Here is a 15,702-nt window from a genome sequence, read left to right as displayed (position 1 = left end):
GCTGCCGCGATGTCCCGTGCGGCGGCGTCGAGGCCGCGCCGGGCCGTACTCCGGGGCCGGGGCCGACTCCGGGAGCTGCGGCCTGCCCGGTTCCGGGCAGGCCGCCGCGCCGCCTGCGTCCCCGTCCGCCCTCGGACGGCGGGCCGTCGTCGGCCGCCGGAGACGCCGCCGCGACACCCGGTGATCCCGCGCCGCCCGCCGATGCGCCGGGGGCGTCGGCTGAGGTTCCTGAGGCTCGGGAGGTGTCGTCGCCGGGTCCTGCCCGGCCTCCACGGCTATGGCGTCCCACTCGGCGTCTCAGCTCCAGTCCCGGTCGGCGACCGGATCATCGTGCTCGTCCACGCTCGTGTCGGCGAGCAGTTCACGGAGGGCCTGGCCCACCACATCCGGGTATTCCATCATCGCCACGTGTCCGGCGTCGGGCAGCGTCAGCAGCCGGGAGTCCCGGAAGGCCACGGAGGCCCGCTTGGCCATCCGGAAGGAGACCAGCCGGTCCCGTCCACCGTAGACGAGCAGCGTCGGGGCGAGCACCCGCTCCGCCTGCCGCCACAGCGAATGCTGGCCGCTCAGCGTGTACGCGTCAACGATGCCACGCGCCGAGCGGGCCAGCGAATCCCAGAAATACGGCAGCGCGAGCCGCCGCTCGTACTCCTCGACGGCCAGCGCCAGGCCCTCCGGGGTGACCCTGGCGGGGTCGCCGTAACAGAGCGCGAGCACCTCGCGGGTGCGCCGCTCGGCGCTCCAGTTCCGGGTGAGGCGGCCGAACAGTCGGGTGACGCCGGGCAGCGCCAGCAGCGCGGTCGGCACCGCGCTGGGCTGCGGGGGCAGCTCGGGCAGCGCGGGCGAGACCAGGGTGAGCGTGCGCACCAGGTCAGGACGGACGGCCGCGACGCGGGTGACGACCGCGCCGCCCAGCGAATTGCCGAGCAGATGAACCGGGCCTCGGCCGCCCGCCTCCAGGAAGCGGATGACCGCTCTGGCGTGGGCGGAGATCGAGTAGCCGCCGTCGTCCGGCGGCGGGGAGTGCCCGAAGCCGGGCAGGTCGATCGCCTCGCCGTCGACCGTGTCGGCGAGCTCCGCCATCAGCAGCGACCAGTTCTGCGAGGAGCCGCCGAGCCCGTGGACGTACAGCGCGGGCGGCAGACCGGCCCGTACCGCCGGGCGCGATCGGACGTTGAGCGTCAGCCCCGGCAGGCTCACCGCCCGCAGCGTCTCGCCGGCGCCGGCTCTGGGTCCCCGGGGAAGTGCTTCCGTCGGGGTGGCCCGGATTCCGGGCGACTCGGTCGAAGACATGCGGCAATGTTACGAGACGATCACGCCTCCGATCGTGTGTTCGCGGTCACAGGTGCCATCGCGCTGTCGCGCACACTCTCCTACCCTCGGGCACAGGGGCGTTTACCCTCGGGTACAGGGGCGTTTACCCTCGGGTACAGGGGCGTTCGTCCCGGAAAGTGCACCCCGGACAAGGGAGTGACCATGCCTGTTGACCCGACCGACCCGGAGACCTTCGAGGATTCCGACCCGGACGGCGACGGCGGACCCGGCGAATTCGACGTGGAGGCCCCCGAGGCCGACGCCGTCGAACAGCACGCCGAGCTCATCCCGAACCGCGACGAACCACTCACCGGCGCCGACCCGGACACCGCCAATGCCGCAGATCGCGCCGAACAGGCACGCGTCGTGGAGCTGAATGAAGACGAATACCGATGACCTGGGGTGATATATCAGCTTCCGGCCGTGTCCGGTCGGTGAAATTCTGTGCGCGGACCGCACACAGCGGGGTTACCCGAAAGTACGATGGCCGACGCGGTGCACACCGCGCACGGAACGAAGCATGGGAGGCGGCGTGACAGCCATCGAGCAGACCGAGGCGCGCCCGCGAGGGACACGTCTGCCACGCCGGGCCCGGCGCAACCAACTTCTCGGGGCGGCCCAGGAAGTCTTCGTCGCGCAGGGTTATCACGCAGCGGCCATGGACGACATCGCCGAACGGGCCGGGGTCAGCAAGCCGGTGCTCTACCAGCACTTCCCCGGCAAACTCGACCTCTACCTCGCTCTGCTGGACCAGCACTGCGAGTCGCTGCTGCACGCGGTGCGCACCGCGCTGGCCTCCACCTCGGACAACAAGCTGCGCGTCGAGGCCACCATGGACGCCTACTTCGCGTACGTGGAGGACGAGGGCGGCGCCTTCCGGCTGGTCTTCGAGTCCGACCTGACCAACGAGCCCCAGGTGCGCGAGCGCGTGGACCGGGTCTCCCTGCAGTGCGCCGAAGCGATAAGCGCGGTCATCTCGGAGGACACCGGGCTGCCCAAGGAGCAGTCGATGCTGCTGGCCGTCGGCCTGGGCGGGGTCTCCCAGGTGGTCGCCCGCTACTGGCTGTCGAGCAAGAGCACGATCCCCCGCGAGACGGCGGTCCATCTGCTGACGTCGCTGGCCTGGCGCGGCATCGCGGGCTTCCCGCTGCACGGCGCGGAGCAGTAGGAGCGGTAGCGGGGCCGAGCGGGCGATCCCGCTCCGGCCGTGCTCGCGGCTGTACGCGGCCGTACGCGGTTATACGTAGCCGTACGCGGTCGTGAGCGGCCGTACGCGGTCCTTCCTGGTGGACGCACGTGTTCGCTGCGGGCGTTCCTCCATGCGGGCCGCGCGGCACTCGTGCCCGGCTAATGTGTGCTGGGTACAGCGCGGTACCGCGCACCACACTGAACGTCGGAAGGACCAAGCCGTGGAGGTCAAGATCGGCGTGCAGCACGCGCCTCGCGAGATCGTTCTTGAGAGCGCGCAGTCTGCCGAAGAGGTCGAGCGCGCGGTGTCCGACGCGCTCAACGGCAAGACACAGCTGCTGAGCCTCAAGGACGAGCACGGCCGCAAGGTCCTGGTGCCGGCCGACCGGCTGGCCTACGTGGAGATCGGGGAGCACGCCGCACGCAAGGTGGGCTTCGGCGCGCTGTAGAGCGCACCACCCGGCGCACGCGCCAGCACGAACGCGCCACCCGAAGAGGCGGCCCGGTCACATCGACCGGGCCGCCTCTTCGTCGTACGCGGCCGCTCGTCCGCGCGGCGCGGGACCACCCGGATGAGGAACGGCGAAGCTGATTGCCCGCCGAGTCGACCGGGTAGGACGGGCTGTGAACGGAACTCGTCAGCCCGCAGGTCACCCTTGAGGGAGGGAAACCATCTTGCTCTGGGAAGCAATCGGCTTCGTCATCGTCGGCCTCGCTCTCGCCCACGCCGCCACCCGGTGGCTGCCCCGGCGACTCCCGTCCCACCAGCTGGTGCTGGCCACCGGTCCGGGCGCCGCGCTGTTCGGCGGCGTGATCGCGCACCACATCCTCGGTTCGGGGCACGCCCCCGCGACCCTGCTCGCCTCGCTCTGCGTGGCGGTGGCCCTGCTCTCACTGCTGCTCCGCCCGGAGGGGCGTCCGCAGCGGTCGGCCGCGGCCTGAAGGCTGCGGTCGGCCCCCGTCCGGCCCGCTTCCACGGGCCGGAGCGAACGGTTCAGGCCGCCAGGCCCAGCGCGGCCATCCGCTTGGTGTGCGCCTCGGTGATCCGGGAGAACATCCGGCCGACCTCCGCGAGGTCGAAGCCGCCCGCGACCCCGCCCACCAGCATCGTCGACAGGGCGTCGCGGTCCGCGACGACCCGCTGCGCCTGGCTCAGCGCCTCGCCCATCAGCCGCCGGGCCCACAGCGCCAGCCGCCCGCCGACCCGCGGGTCGGCCTCGATCGCGGCGCGCACCTTCTCCACGGCGAACGACGCGTGGCCTGTGTCGTCCAGCACAGCGAGCACCAGCGAACGGGTGTCGGAGTCCAGCCGGGCCGCCACCTCGCGGTAGAAGTCACTCGCGATCGAATCGCCGACGTACGCCTTGACCAGGCCCTCCAGCCAGTCCGACGGAGCGGTCTGCCGGTGGAAGTCGTCGAGCGCGGCGGCGAACGGTTCCATGGCGCCGGTGGGCGCGGCGTCCACGGCCGCGAGCCGGCCGCGCAGCCGCTCGAAGTGGTGGAACTCGGCGGAGGCCATCTTGGCCAACTCCGCTTTGTCGTCCAGGGTCGGCGCCAGCTTGGCGTCCTCGGCGAGCCGCTCGAAGGCGGCCAGCTCGCCGTACGCGAGCGCACCCAGCAGATCGATCACGGCGGCCCGGTACTGCGGGTCGCCGGAAGCCTGTGCCCAGTCCTGGGCGGCGATGCCGGTCTGCTGCGGGGCAGCGGCGGCGGCGGGCGCGGTGGTCTCGTCAGGCGTCTCCATGCAGCGCACAATAGCCCGCTTCGCAGCCGGCGGAAGGCCCTGGTCAGTCACCCCCGCCCCACGCGCACGAACGATTGTCCGGACGCACATGCGCCGTTAGGGGGTACAGTGGTAATGCACCCGCCGAGTATTCGGTGGGTCATTGCATATAGCCGCATACAGTCGCATGTTTCCACGTGCGTCCGCATGTGTCACAGAATGCTGAGTTTCCCGGAGATCCAACGTTCCGGACCCCCAGCGGATGCCCGGTCGGTGGCCCGATCGGCTCCACCAGACCGCCCTCAGCGCGGTGTGTACGCAACGTACGCACGGCGAAAGAGGAACCCGCTCGCGCGACAAGAGCGCTTGAGCGAGGGCAGTGGTCCCGCGCCGCCCGGCCATAGCAAAGCCGGTTGAGCACCAGGCTCGGTACGACCCCCCTCGCCTCCTCGCGTCGCGTCTCACAGAAGAGGCAAGATCCTGTCTACGTTCCGAGACCTCGGGATTCTCCCCGAGACCGCCGAGGCCCTTGAGGCTGTCGGCATCATCTCCCCGTTCCCCATCCAGGAAATGACGCTCCCGGTCGCCATGACCGGCTCCGACGTCATCGGCCAGGCCAAGACCGGCACCGGCAAGACGCTGGGCTTCGGCCTCCCGATACTGGAGCGCGTCACCGTCCCCGCGGACGTCGAGGCCGGCCGGGCCACCCCCGACCAGCTGACCGACACCCCGCAGGCGCTCGTCGTCGTCCCCACCCGCGAGCTGTGCCAGCAGGTCACCAACGACCTGCTGACCGCCGGCAAGGTCCGTAACGTCCGGGTGCTCGCCATTTACGGCGGCCGGTCGTACGAGCCGCAGGTCGAAGCGCTGCGCAAGGGCGTCGACGTCATCGTCGGCACCCCGGGCCGGCTGCTCGACCTCGCGGGTCAGAAGAAGCTCAACCTCGGGGACGTCCGCTCGCTCGTCCTCGACGAGGCCGACGAGATGCTCGACCTGGGCTTCCTCCCCGACGTCGAGCGGATTCTCCAGCTGCTCCCGGCGAAGCGCCAGACGATGCTGTTCTCGGCGACCATGCCGGGCGCGGTCATCTCGCTCGCGCGCCGCTATATGACGCAGCCCACCCACATCAGCGCCACCTCGCCCGACGACGCGGGCCAGACGGTCGCCAACACCAAGCAGCACATCTTCCGCGCGCACAACATGGACAAGCCGGAGCTGGTCTCCCGCATCCTGCAGGCGCAGGGCCGCGGCCTGGCCATGATCTTCTGCCGCACCAAGCGCACCGCGGCCGACATCGCCGACCAGCTGGCCCGCCGCGGCTTCGCCTCCGGAGCGGTCCACGGCGACCTCGGCCAGGGGGCGCGCGAGCAGGCGCTGCGCGCCTTCCGCAACGGCAAGGTCGACGTGCTGGTCTGCACCGACGTCGCCGCCCGCGGCATCGACGTCGACGGCGTGACCCACGTCATCAACTACCAGTCGCCGGAAGACGAGAAGACCTACCTGCACCGCATCGGCCGCACCGGCCGCGCGGGCAAGTCGGGCATCGCGATCACGCTGGTCGACTGGGACGACATCCCCCGCTGGAAGCTGATCAACAAGGCGCTGGACCTGCCGTTCGACAACCCGGAGGAGACCTACTCCACCTCCGCGCACCTCTACGAGCTGCTGGGCATCCCGGCCGGCACCACGGGCACGCTGCCTCGCTCCGACCGCACCCGCGCCGGCCTGCGGGCCGAAGAGGTCGAGGACCTGGGCGAGACGGGCGGCCGCGGTCGCGGTCCCAAGGACGCCGGCCGTGACAGCGGCCGTTCCGGCGGCAAGGACAGCGGTGGCCGCGACGCCGGCCGCGGCGCCCCCGTCGTGGCCGAGGCGGAGGAGCAGGAGCGCCCCAAGCGCGACCGCACCCCGCGTCGCCGCACCCGTAACGGCGGCACGGACGGCACGGACGGCGCTCCGGCGCAGTCGGCGGTCACCGCCGTCGACACCGCCGAGGCTTCCGCCCCGGTCGAGACCGTCCCCGCGGCCCCGACGGACTCCGAGGACTCCGCCGAGCCGAGGCAGCCCCGTCGCCGCCGTCGCCGCGGTGCCGCGCCGCGTTCCGAGGCGGGCGTCGAAACGGCCGAGGCCACGGCCGTGCTCGACACCGCGCAGAGCGTTGTGACGGCTGAGCCGCTCGCACCGGTCGAGACGATCGCGCCGGCTGAGGCGGTGGAGACTGCCGAGGCCGTCGTCCCCGAGGCCAGGTCCGCGCGTCGCACCCGCCGCAGCGCCCCGCAGTCCGAGGCGGCCCCGGCCGTCGCGGCCGAGGTCGTGGCAGCGCCGGTCGCCGCCGAGGCGGCGCTCGACACGGTGGAGGCCGCCGAGCCGACCGTGCCGACCCGTCGCCGGGCGACACGCAGCGGCCCGCCGAAGCCCGTAGTGGCCGTCGACACGATCGTCGCCGCGCGCAAGCCGGCCCGTCGCCCGGTCCGCAAGGCGAAGCCGGAGACGGAGTCCTTCCAGACGGTCGAGTCCGCGGCGGCTGCCGCGGCCCAGACGTCGCAGTCGCAGCCTTCGCGTCGGCGCTCGCGCTAGCGCGATGCTGTAACCCGTTGACCGGGTCCGCCCGTTGACCGGGTCCGCCCGGTGGACGGGTCCGCCCGGTGGACGGGTCCGCCCGGTGGACGGGTCCGCCCGGTGGACGGGTGTCCTCAATCGCCGGACGGGCTGAATTTCAGCCCGTCCGGCGATTGAGGACAGCGCGGCCGAAGGACGCGTAACCCCGGTGGCGGGCGGCGAGCCGAAACGCGCTGCGACTAGCCTCACCCCCATGAGCAGGCCGCCTGATCTATCGCTGCCCGAGCGCGCTCGCGCGTACCGACTCCGGACCTCGCGCGGGGAATTCGCCGTGCTCGACGCACGGCCCGCGTCGCCGCCGCGGGGGACGGCGCTGCTCGTGCCGGGCTTCACCGGCAGCAAGGAAGACTTCATCGCGCTGCTCGCACCGCTGGCGGACGCCGGCTTCCGGGCGGTCGCGGTCGACGGGCGCGGGCAGTACGAGAGCGCCGGGCCGTCCGACGAGGCCGCGTACGCCCAGCGGGAACTGGCCCGGGACGTGCTCGCCCAGGCGGCCGCCCTCAGCGACGGCGAAGCGAACGGCGGCGACACCGCACAGACCACGGCAACGGCGCACCCCACACATCTGCTCGGGCATTCGCTCGGCGGCCTGATCTCCCGCGCCGCCGTGCTGCTGGCCCCGGCGCGATTCGGTTCGCTGACGATCGTGAGCTCAGGGCCCGGCGCGATCTCCGAGGCGCAGCGGGCCCGTACGACGCTGCTCATCGACGCGCTCGGTCAGCTCGACATGGAGGGGGTCTGGCGGGCGATGCGCGAGCTCGACCCGCCGGAGGCGGCCGACGACGGGACGCCGCCCGCCGTACGGGAGTTCCTGCGCGAGCGCTGGCTCGGCACGGTCCCGCAGCAGCTCATGGCCACCGGCCGGCAGCTCATCGGCGAGCCGGACCGGGTCGCGGAGCTGGCCGCCGTACCGCTGCCCAAGCATGTGCTGTCCGGCGCGGTGGACTACGCCTGGCCGGTGCCGCTGATGGACTCGATGGCCGAACGGCTCGGCGCCCGCCGGACCGTCATCGCGGGCGCCGAGCACTCCCCCAACGCGGAGCGTCCGCGGGAGACGGCCCGCGCGCTGATCGACTTCTGGCGGAGCGTCTGACGGCAGGCCGCCCACAGCGGGCAGCCGGAACCGGGGCGGGGCCCCGGGCCCTGGGCGGCCCGGCACCGCGCCCCAGCGGCCTGGTGCCCCTCCCTGCGAGCTTTGCCCCAGCGCGGCCTAGTACTGCGCCTGAAGGTGCGCCCAGAACCCGTCCCGCAGCGCCCGCCGCAGGTCACCGTGGCCGCGCAGCGAGTGCCGGAGCAGCGCTTCCGCCTCGATCAGCAGTTCCTGGTCGACCGATCCCGGCAGGTACGGGTGGCCGGGCAGCAGGTCGGCGAGGGCTTCGGTGCCGCGGGTGCCGAGCCACTGGGCGGCGACCTGCGCCCCGACGAAGCGCAAGTCCTCGCGGGTCGGGGCGGGCCCGTCCAGCGCCTCCGCGTCCATGCCCGTGCTGAGCACGGGTGTGTACACCGGGGCGGTGCGCCGGGTGACGTAGGGCTTGCAGAAGTCGAGGTCGAAGGTGCGCTGGCTGTCGACCTCCCAGAGCAGCGGGTCGGCCTGGTTGCGTCCGTCGGCCGCCTCGATGCCCCAGAGGTGGACGCGCGCGCCGTAGCCCTGCGCCGCCTCGACGGCCGATACGAGGTCCTCGTCGCCGCCGATGAGCGACGCGTCGCTGATCGCTCGGTGCCGGGCGAGGGACTCCAGATCGGTGCGGATCAGCGAGTCGACGCCCTTCTGCTGGTTGTTGGCGTTGAGGTTGCCCAGCCGGACCTTGACGTCGGGCAGCTCGGCGATCTTCTGCTGTTCGGGGGTGTGGATGCGGCGGCGCGCGCCGTCGTACCAGTAGACGCGCAGCAGTCTGCTGTCCGGGAAGAGCATGCGGGCCTTGTCGATGAAGGCTTCGATGATGCCTTCGGAGTCGAGGTCGAAGGCCCGCCGGTCCTCGGTCCCGGCCACGAGTCGGCCGGCCGCGGCGTAGACGTAGCCCGCGTCCACGAAGATCGCGTGCGTGGAGGGCGTGGTCGCGACTTCGGCGAGCACCCGTTCCAGCAGGTGGTTGGTGCGCTCGATGCCGGCGGCGACCGCGGCGAGGTCGAGTGGCGCGGCGGTATCAGGGGGGCCCGGGGGCTGTACGTGGTTCATACGGGCCCCATTGTCCGGGTGCTCACGCAAGGGACACAACCGGTCCCGCAACCCATGAGTACTTAGGCAATCGAAAGTTTTCCTTAGCGTAGGGAATGACTTCATGGGAGACTGGGTTATACACATCAGAACGTGCGGCACCGACGGCGCACTGAACGCTGCACCACCAGCACCACCAGCACCAGTAGTTCTCCTCAGCAGGAGGATCAGACGAAGGGAGAAGCCTTGCGCTTCGAAATCATGCACCTCGACGACATCGACGGCTCAGCCGTCGACAGCACCGTCGTGGACGCCGCCTCCGTCAACCGGATTGTGCAGCAGGCCGCCTCGATCGGCCAGCGCATCTACATCCGCCCGGCCGACGCAGTCGCCCGTTAACGCATTCGTGGAGGGCCCCCGGACCTGACGGTTCGGGGGCCCTTCGCGTTTTGTGCGCGCTCCCGGCCCGTTCAGGCGTTCCGGACGAACTGCGTCACCCCGTTCGCGATCTGCTGCACCGCGATGGCGGAGAGCATCATCCCGGCCAGCCGGGTCACCAGCACCACACCGCCGTCCTTGATCACCCGGATGATCAGCAGCGAGTAGCGCATGGTCAGCAGCAGCACCACGTGCATCGCCACGATCGCCGCCCACACCGACAGCTGGCCGCCGATGCCGTCGGCGTGCTGCACCGCGAGGATCACCGAGACGATCGCGCCGGGCCCCGCCAGCAGCGGCATGCCGAGCGGCACCAGCGCGACGTTGACGTCCTTGGTCTGGGTCGGCTCCTCGTTCTTGCCGGTGAGCAGGTCGAGCGCGATGAGCAGGAGCAGCAGGCCGCCCGCGACCATCAGCGCGGGCACCGACACATGCAGGTAGTCGAGGATCTGCTGGCCGCAGAGCCCGAAGACGGCGATGACGCAGAAGGCGACCGCGGTCGCCTGCCAGGCCATCTTGCGCTGCACCTTGGCGGGACGCCCTGAGGTCAGCCCGAGGAAGATCGGCGTGATGCCGGGCGGGTCCATGATCACGAAAAGTGTCACGAAGACGGACCCGAAGAGAGCAAAGTCGAACACGATCATGGCCTAGCGGTGGTGTGAGGACGGGGGGGCGGTGCCGGTGGCGGGCGCGGACACGGGTGTTACGACGCGCGTTCGAACGGCCGGGCGCCTGAGCCCCGGGCCGCGATCTCGGCGTAGACCTCGGGGGCGGTGGTGAACTCGCCGAGTTCACAGGTCTTGCGGCTGCCGTGGTAGTCGCTGGAGCCGGTGGTGAGCAGCCCGAGGTCGGCGGCCAGCCCGCGCAGCCGGGCGCGGGTGGGCGCGTCGTGGTCCATGTGGTCGACCTCGATGCCGTCGAGTCCGGCGGCGGCGAGTTCGGCTATCGAGCTCTCCGGGACCACCGCGCCGCGCTTGACCGCCGCAGGGTGCGCGAAGACGCTGACCCCGCCGGCGGACTTGACCAGCCGGATCGCCTCGAAGGGGTCCAGCTCGTGCTTCTCGACGTAGGCCCGGCCGCCCGGCCCGATCCACTCCGGTGTGAAGGCCTCGCCGATGTCGGCGATGACGCCCGCCTCGATGAGCGCGGTCGCGACGTGCGGCCGGCCGACCGATCCGTCGCCCGCGATCTCCCGTACCCGCTGCCAGCTGACCGGCACGCCGAGCTCGACCAGCTTCTCGGTCATCAGCCGGGCGCGGCGCACCCGGTCGTCCCGTACGAGTTCCCGCTCGCGCGTCAGCTCGGGGTCCGTCGGGTCGAAGAGGTAGGCCAGCATGTGCATGCTCACGCCGTCGATCCGGCAGGACAGCTCAGCGCCGGTCACCAGGGTGAGTCCGGCCGGGAGTGCCCGGATCGCCTCCTCGTAGCCGCCGACGGTGTCGTGGTCGGTCAGCGCGACGACGTCGAGCCCGGCCGCGGCGGCGTTGCGCACCAGCTCGGCGGGGGTGTCCGTGCCGTCCGAAGCCGTGGAGTGGGTGTGCAGGTCGATGCGCACGGACGGACTCCAGGCCAGGGGACGGGGGACAGCGGAACGGTCGCTTCAGGATAACCGCAGCCGGCCGCGCCCCCATCGGAGGCCGGAGCGGGCATTCGGACTGGTCGACGCGCCCGGTCGGGACGGGAACGGCGACCGGTCAGGGCAAGGCAAGGGACAAGCACGGCACAGGGCCCGGTCAGGACAGGATGCGCGGTGAGAACGCCCCGCACGGCAGCAGATCGACCTCGGCGCCCGCGTCCCGCAGATCGGTGAGCACCAGCTCGTCGTACATCAGCAGCCCGGAAGCCTCGGGCCAGATGATCGCCCACAGCCAGAGGCCGCGCGCCTCCCCCGCGTAGACCGCCCGGTCGCCGGGCGCGGCGTCGACGTGCCAGAGCGGGGTGGGCCGGCCGGCGGCCAGGACCTTGGCGTGCGGCGGCCTGTCGACGCACATGTACGGGCCGGGGTCGGGGCCCTCGATGCCGGCGAAGCGCGCTCCGAGGCCGACGCCCAGTTCCTCCGTGATCAGCAGCAGCTCGGCGGGACCGCCGAGCGGCCCCGGGCCCGAGCAGGCCACCGCCGTGGCGCGCCCGCCGCTGCGGTCGTCCCCGGCGTACGCGACGCCGCTGAACAGCCAGCCGACGGGCAGCGGCCAGGGCATCCACACCGGCACCCGCGCGCGGTTCACGACGACACCGAGCGCTTCGACGCTGGGCGGGATGACCGGCTGCAGGGGATGCACCGATCCGTGCACTCCGCACTGCCAGGAGTCGGCAAAGAGACCGGGCGCCCTGACCCGGCCACCGCATTTCGGGCAACTGGGTTCGCCCCTCATGAGGCCCACGGTCCTCCCCAGTGCTCGCCGCGTCAAGGACGATCACCCGTCCGGAGAGCCACGGGCCGTCGCGCTCGCGGAGGGGCCCGCGCCCGCCCACCCGTGAATTTCCGCTGTCGCTGATGTCAATGATGTCAATAGCGCCGGATACAGCGGGCCGGGGCCTGAGCTCGCCCCACGGATCTCCCCGCCCCAGGGATCTCCCCGTCAGCTCTCCAGCGACACGGACCTGCGCAGCGGGTCGCGCAGGTCCGTTCCGTGCGACAGCCAGCGCTCCTCCAGCGCCGTCGCGCCGTGCACCCGCTTCCACGCCGCCTCGTTGCCCGTCATCGGCAGCAGCGGCAGAAACCGCACCGGGTCCATCGGCTCGTCCAGCTCCAGGTCCTCGACCAGCCCGCCGGACTCGGCGACGAGTACGGAGGTGAAGGCGGCCCCGGGCCACAGCGGCTCGCCGACGTCCAGCGACGCGCCCGGCGACACCACCAGTCCCTCGACCTGCGGCGAGGCGCCCAGCACCGCGAGTGGCCGCAGCACCTTGTCGACCTCGGCGCCCGCCGGGCGCACGGACAGCACCAGTTCGGCGCGCGGGCCGCGCAGCGGGTCGGCGAGCACCACGGTCGGATCGCCCATCGGCAGCCGGGACATGCCGAGTGTGGCGTAGCGGACCAGGCCGCCGTCGGTGTCGCTGCTGAAGCGAAGCACTTCGATCCGGTCGGTGCCGAGGAAGGTCACCGCCGCGCGCGCTTCCGGTTCGCCCAGTGCGCTGCGCAAGCGGGCTTCGACCAGCTCAAGAACGTCTGCCATGCGGCGAGCATAGAACGCGCATGGAACCGGCAAAGCGGCACCGTGGCGCTTCCGCCGGCTGATAGCCTGGGCCGCTGGTCAGGACATGACGGTGCGGCACTTCAATCGCCGCCGGGAGTCCGGCCGTCGAAGGTGCGTTGAACCATCCCCCAGCGGGGATCGGCCGGAGGAGGTGGGGCTGCGATGGAGCCTAGTCGACCGTGCAGTACCGGCAGCTCTCCCGTCCGGCACCCTTCCAAGTGATCCGAGATCTTCAATACCCCGCCATTCGGCCGGGCAACCACTGAAGTTCTCGATTTTTTCACCGGGTCCGATCGCGCCGCAGCACAAAGCAGCGTGTGGCAGCGCATGTCGGTAGAGCGCCATTCACAGTTTCGCCCTGACCCGAGCACTCAGCGATCTCAGCGAAACGCCGTCACCGCGACGAGCGGTGCGCCTCCCGCTTTGTGGACGTACCACAGCCCTCACCGGGGCCCGTAGGTCCCCATTCCGGGAAGCGCCGCACTCGCCGCCGACGGCCGGCCCGCGAAGGAGCCCGCCCATGTCGATGATCCGAGACCTGCGCGCAGCGGTTCGCCCCACCCGGCAACGGACCCACGCAGCCGCCGACTACGAGACCACCCGCGACCCGTTCAGCACCAGCGCCGTGGTGGACTGCGCCGTCTACCGCGAGGGCCGGCGCGTCAGCGACCACGTCACACCGAACGAAGCGATGGCACGGGTACGCGCCGACGGCGGGTTCGCCTGGATCGGGCTGCACGAGCCGACGGAGCGTGAGTTCTCCGACATCGCACGGGAGTTCGGCCTGCACCCGCTCGCCGTCGAGGACGCGGTGCACGCACACCAGCGGCCGAAGCTGGAGCGCTACGACGACACCCTCTTCACCGTCTTCAAGACCATCCACTACGTCGAGCACGCCGAACTCACCGCGACCAGCGAGGTGGTGGAGACCGGCGAGGTGATGTGCTTCACCGGCCAGAGCTTCATCATCACCGTGCGGCACGGCGGCCAGGGCTCGCTGCGCGCGCTGCGGCACCGGCTCCAGCAGGACCCCGAGCTGCTCGCCAAGGGCCCCTCGGCGGTGCTGCACTCCATCGCCGACCAAGTGGTGGACGGCTACATCGCGGTCGCCGACGCGGTCCAGGACGACATCGACGAGGTCGAGATCGAGGTCTTCTCTGGCTCCGCCACGGCTGCCCCGGGCAGGACAGCCGGCCCCGGCAAGGCGTCCGCGCCGAAGACCGGCGGCAGCGCGCGCGGCGGCGACGCGGGCCGCATCTACCAACTCAAGCGAGAGGTACTGGAGTTCAAGCGGGCGGTGGCACCACTGCTGCGGCCCATGCAGCTGCTCTCCGAGCGGCCGATGCGGCTGGTCGACCCGGACATCCAGAAGTACTTCCGCGACGTCGCCGACCATCTCGCGCGGGTGCACGAGCAGGTGGTGTCCTTCGACGACCTGCTCAACTCGATCCTGCAGGCCAACCTGGCGCAGGCGACGGTCGCGCAGAACGAGGACATGCGCAAGATCACCTCCTGGGCGGCGATCTTCGCCGTGCCCACGATGATCGCGGGGATCTACGGCATGAACTTCAAGTACATGCCGGAGCTGGAGTGGCGGTACGGCTATCCGATGGTGATGATCATCACGGCCGGGATCTGCGTCGCCATCCACCGGGGCTTCCGCCGCAACGGCTGGCTGTAGTCGGCCGGCTGCAGTCGGCGGGACGCAGCCCGCGTCGGCGATGGCCTGGCGGGGTCGGCGATCGCCCGGCGGGCCGACCGGCCCGCTAGGGCCTCTTCCGGGTTTGCGGCTGGATCAGGGAGCCCCGCGAGCCCGGCCGCAAACCCGGAAGAGGCCCTAGGTCGTCTTCCTGCGGTCCGCCAGCACGACCAGGCCCAGCCCGGTAAGGATCACCACGAGCGCCGGGTAGGCGGCGGCCGGCGGCGTCTGGTGCAGCCAGAGCGCGGCGATGAGCGCCGCGCCCGGCGTCTCCAGCAGGATCGAGGTCGAGACGATCGAGGGGCCGAGGCCGCGCACCACCCGGTTCATGATCGAGTGGCCGAGCAGCTGCGCGGCGACCGTCAGCACCGCCAGCTTCAGCCAGGTCTCGCCGCTGTAGCCGGACAGCGAGGCCCCGGACACCAGGCAGGCCGCCAGCAGCAGCACGGCGGTCGTGGAGTAGCAGACGTACGTGTAGGCGGTGGTGCTCACCGTGCGCCGCACCTCGGCGCCCAGCAGGACGTAGCCCGCCGCCGCCATGCCGCCGGCCAGCGCGAGCGCGTCGCCCGCGAGGGCCTGCGGTGACATCGACATGTCGACGCCGGTCAGGATGACCACGCCGAGGAAGGCGACCGCCGTGCCCGCCCAGACGAGCCGGGGCGGCCGGTGCCCGCGCAGCCTCAGCAGCAGCGTGGTCCAGATCGGAGTGGTCGTCACCAGCGCGGTGGACGAGGCGACCGAGGTCATACGGAGGCTGGGCAGCCAGAGCGCGAAGTGCAGCGCCAGCAGCCCGCCGGCGGCCACCGACAGCAGTACGGCCCTGCGCCCCATCCGCCGGAACTCCACCCGGTGCCGCAGCAGGGCCAGCGGGGTCAGCACCCCCACCGCCATGGCGTTCCGCCAGAACGCGATGGCCAGCGCGGGCGCGGCCGTCGCGGCTATCAGCGGCGCGGAGAACGAGATCCCGGCGATGGCGACCGCGAGCAGCGCCAGGTCCATCGGCGCGCGGGTGTGCAGCCCGCCGAGGGGCGGCGGGGAGCCTGCGGCGGCGGTTGCTTCGACGCCGGGGGCTTCGGCGCGGCCGGTCTGGGCGGTGGGCACGGCGGTCCTCGCGGTCGGGTGACAAGGGCCCGCCCAGCGTAAGGCGCATGACCGCTCCATGGAACTGTCCGTCCGGCCGCTGGACGCGCCCCTGCCAGAGCCCCCGCCGTACGCCCCGCCGGAGCCCCCGCCGTACGCCCCGCCGGAGCCCCCGCCGGTGCCCCTGCCAGAGCCCCCGCCGTACGCCCCGCCGGAGCCCCCGCCGGAGCCCCCGCCGTACGCCCCGCCGCGCGCCCCCGTCGCGCGCAGCGCTCCACGCCCCACCCCACGA

Annotated in this window: 16 protein-coding genes; 8 read left to right on the top strand and 8 right to left on the bottom strand. The window is 72.1% G+C overall.

Annotated elements, in window-relative coordinates:
• Positions 1-297: 297 nt before the first annotated feature.
• A complete protein-coding gene (locus tag QMK28_RS23940; protein WP_326441381.1) occupies positions 298-1,293 on the bottom strand; it encodes an alpha/beta fold hydrolase in 996 nt (331 codons plus the stop codon).
• Positions 1,294-1,476: 183 nt separating this feature from the next.
• Between QMK28_RS23940 and QMK28_RS23935 the strand changes: the two genes are divergently transcribed.
• The 4 genes from QMK28_RS23935 (at position 1,477) to QMK28_RS23920 (ending at position 3,444) form a co-directional block, all read left to right on the top strand.
• Complete coding sequence (locus tag QMK28_RS23935) at positions 1,477-1,710, top strand: hypothetical protein (protein WP_326441379.1); 234 nt, start codon at positions 1,477-1,479, stop codon at positions 1,708-1,710.
• Positions 1,711-1,846: 136 nt separating this feature from the next.
• Positions 1,847-2,482, top strand: a complete 636-nt coding sequence (locus tag QMK28_RS23930; protein ID WP_326441377.1) for a TetR/AcrR family transcriptional regulator — start codon at positions 1,847-1,849, stop codon at positions 2,480-2,482.
• A 241-nt stretch (positions 2,483-2,723) separates the two neighbouring features.
• Positions 2,724-2,951, top strand: coding sequence for a DUF3107 domain-containing protein (locus QMK28_RS23925; RefSeq protein ID WP_326441375.1), 228 nt, complete (start codon positions 2,724-2,726; stop codon positions 2,949-2,951).
• 226 nt (positions 2,952-3,177) lie between these two features.
• Complete coding sequence (locus QMK28_RS23920; RefSeq protein ID WP_326441373.1) at positions 3,178-3,444, top strand: hypothetical protein; 267 nt, start codon at positions 3,178-3,180, stop codon at positions 3,442-3,444.
• 52 nt (positions 3,445-3,496) lie between these two features.
• On the opposite strand, the gene QMK28_RS23915 is transcribed toward QMK28_RS23920, so the two are convergent.
• Positions 3,497-4,246: a ferritin-like fold-containing protein gene (locus QMK28_RS23915; RefSeq protein WP_326441371.1), complete on the bottom strand. Its 750-nt coding sequence runs from the start codon at positions 4,244-4,246 to the stop codon at positions 3,497-3,499.
• Positions 4,247-4,795: 549 nt separating this feature from the next.
• Between QMK28_RS23915 and QMK28_RS23910 the strand changes: the two genes are divergently transcribed.
• Positions 4,796-6,799, top strand: coding sequence for a DEAD/DEAH box helicase (locus QMK28_RS23910; protein WP_326441369.1), 2,004 nt, complete (start codon positions 4,796-4,798; stop codon positions 6,797-6,799).
• Positions 6,800-7,034: 235 nt separating this feature from the next.
• Entirely contained in the window at positions 7,035-7,934 is a 900-nt protein-coding gene (locus QMK28_RS23905) for an alpha/beta fold hydrolase (protein WP_326441367.1), read from the top strand.
• Positions 7,935-8,051: 117 nt separating this feature from the next.
• Here the strand turns inward: QMK28_RS23905 and QMK28_RS23900 are convergent, their stop codons facing one another.
• Positions 8,052-9,017, bottom strand: a complete 966-nt coding sequence (locus QMK28_RS23900; protein WP_326441365.1) for an NYN domain-containing protein — start codon at positions 9,015-9,017, stop codon at positions 8,052-8,054.
• A gap of 225 nt (positions 9,018-9,242) precedes the next feature.
• Between QMK28_RS23900 and QMK28_RS23895 the strand changes: the two genes are divergently transcribed.
• A complete protein-coding gene (locus QMK28_RS23895; protein ID WP_326441363.1) occupies positions 9,243-9,395 on the top strand; it encodes a hypothetical protein in 153 nt (50 codons plus the stop codon).
• 71 nt (positions 9,396-9,466) lie between these two features.
• Here QMK28_RS23895 and QMK28_RS23890 read toward each other — a convergent pair whose 3' ends face one another.
• The 4 genes from QMK28_RS23890 to QMK28_RS23875 all read right to left on the bottom strand — a co-directional run bounded on the left by QMK28_RS23890 (position 9,467) and on the right by QMK28_RS23875 (position 12,610).
• Positions 9,467-10,072 carry a MarC family protein gene (locus QMK28_RS23890; protein WP_326441361.1) on the bottom strand — a complete coding sequence of 202 codons (606 nt, stop codon included), beginning with the start codon at positions 10,070-10,072 and terminating at the stop codon, positions 9,467-9,469.
• A 65-nt stretch (positions 10,073-10,137) separates the two neighbouring features.
• Positions 10,138-10,989 carry a PHP domain-containing protein gene (locus QMK28_RS23885; RefSeq protein ID WP_326441359.1) on the bottom strand — a complete coding sequence of 284 codons (852 nt, stop codon included), beginning with the start codon at positions 10,987-10,989 and terminating at the stop codon, positions 10,138-10,140.
• A 178-nt stretch (positions 10,990-11,167) separates the two neighbouring features.
• A complete protein-coding gene (locus QMK28_RS23880; RefSeq protein ID WP_326441356.1) occupies positions 11,168-11,806 on the bottom strand; it encodes a DUF6758 family protein in 639 nt (212 codons plus the stop codon).
• A 207-nt stretch (positions 11,807-12,013) separates the two neighbouring features.
• Positions 12,014-12,610: a suppressor of fused domain protein gene (locus QMK28_RS23875; RefSeq protein WP_326441354.1), complete on the bottom strand. Its 597-nt coding sequence runs from the start codon at positions 12,608-12,610 to the stop codon at positions 12,014-12,016.
• A 541-nt stretch (positions 12,611-13,151) separates the two neighbouring features.
• Here QMK28_RS23875 and QMK28_RS23870 point away from each other — a divergent pair.
• Positions 13,152-14,312, top strand: a complete 1,161-nt coding sequence (locus QMK28_RS23870; RefSeq protein WP_326441352.1) for a magnesium and cobalt transport protein CorA — start codon at positions 13,152-13,154, stop codon at positions 14,310-14,312.
• A gap of 156 nt (positions 14,313-14,468) precedes the next feature.
• On the opposite strand, the gene QMK28_RS23865 is transcribed toward QMK28_RS23870, so the two are convergent.
• The gene (locus QMK28_RS23865) at positions 14,469-15,329 is read right to left on the bottom strand and encodes a DMT family transporter (RefSeq protein WP_326441402.1); all 861 of its coding nucleotides are present in this window, start codon (positions 15,327-15,329) and stop codon (positions 14,469-14,471) included.
• Positions 15,330-15,702: the final 373 nt, after the last annotated feature.

It is taken from the genome of Streptomyces sp. H27-D2 (assembly GCF_035828615.1).
Classification (GTDB): Bacteria; Actinomycetota; Actinomycetes; order Streptomycetales; family Streptomycetaceae; genus Streptomyces.
This window is presented reverse-complemented; position numbering and strand designations above follow the sequence as displayed.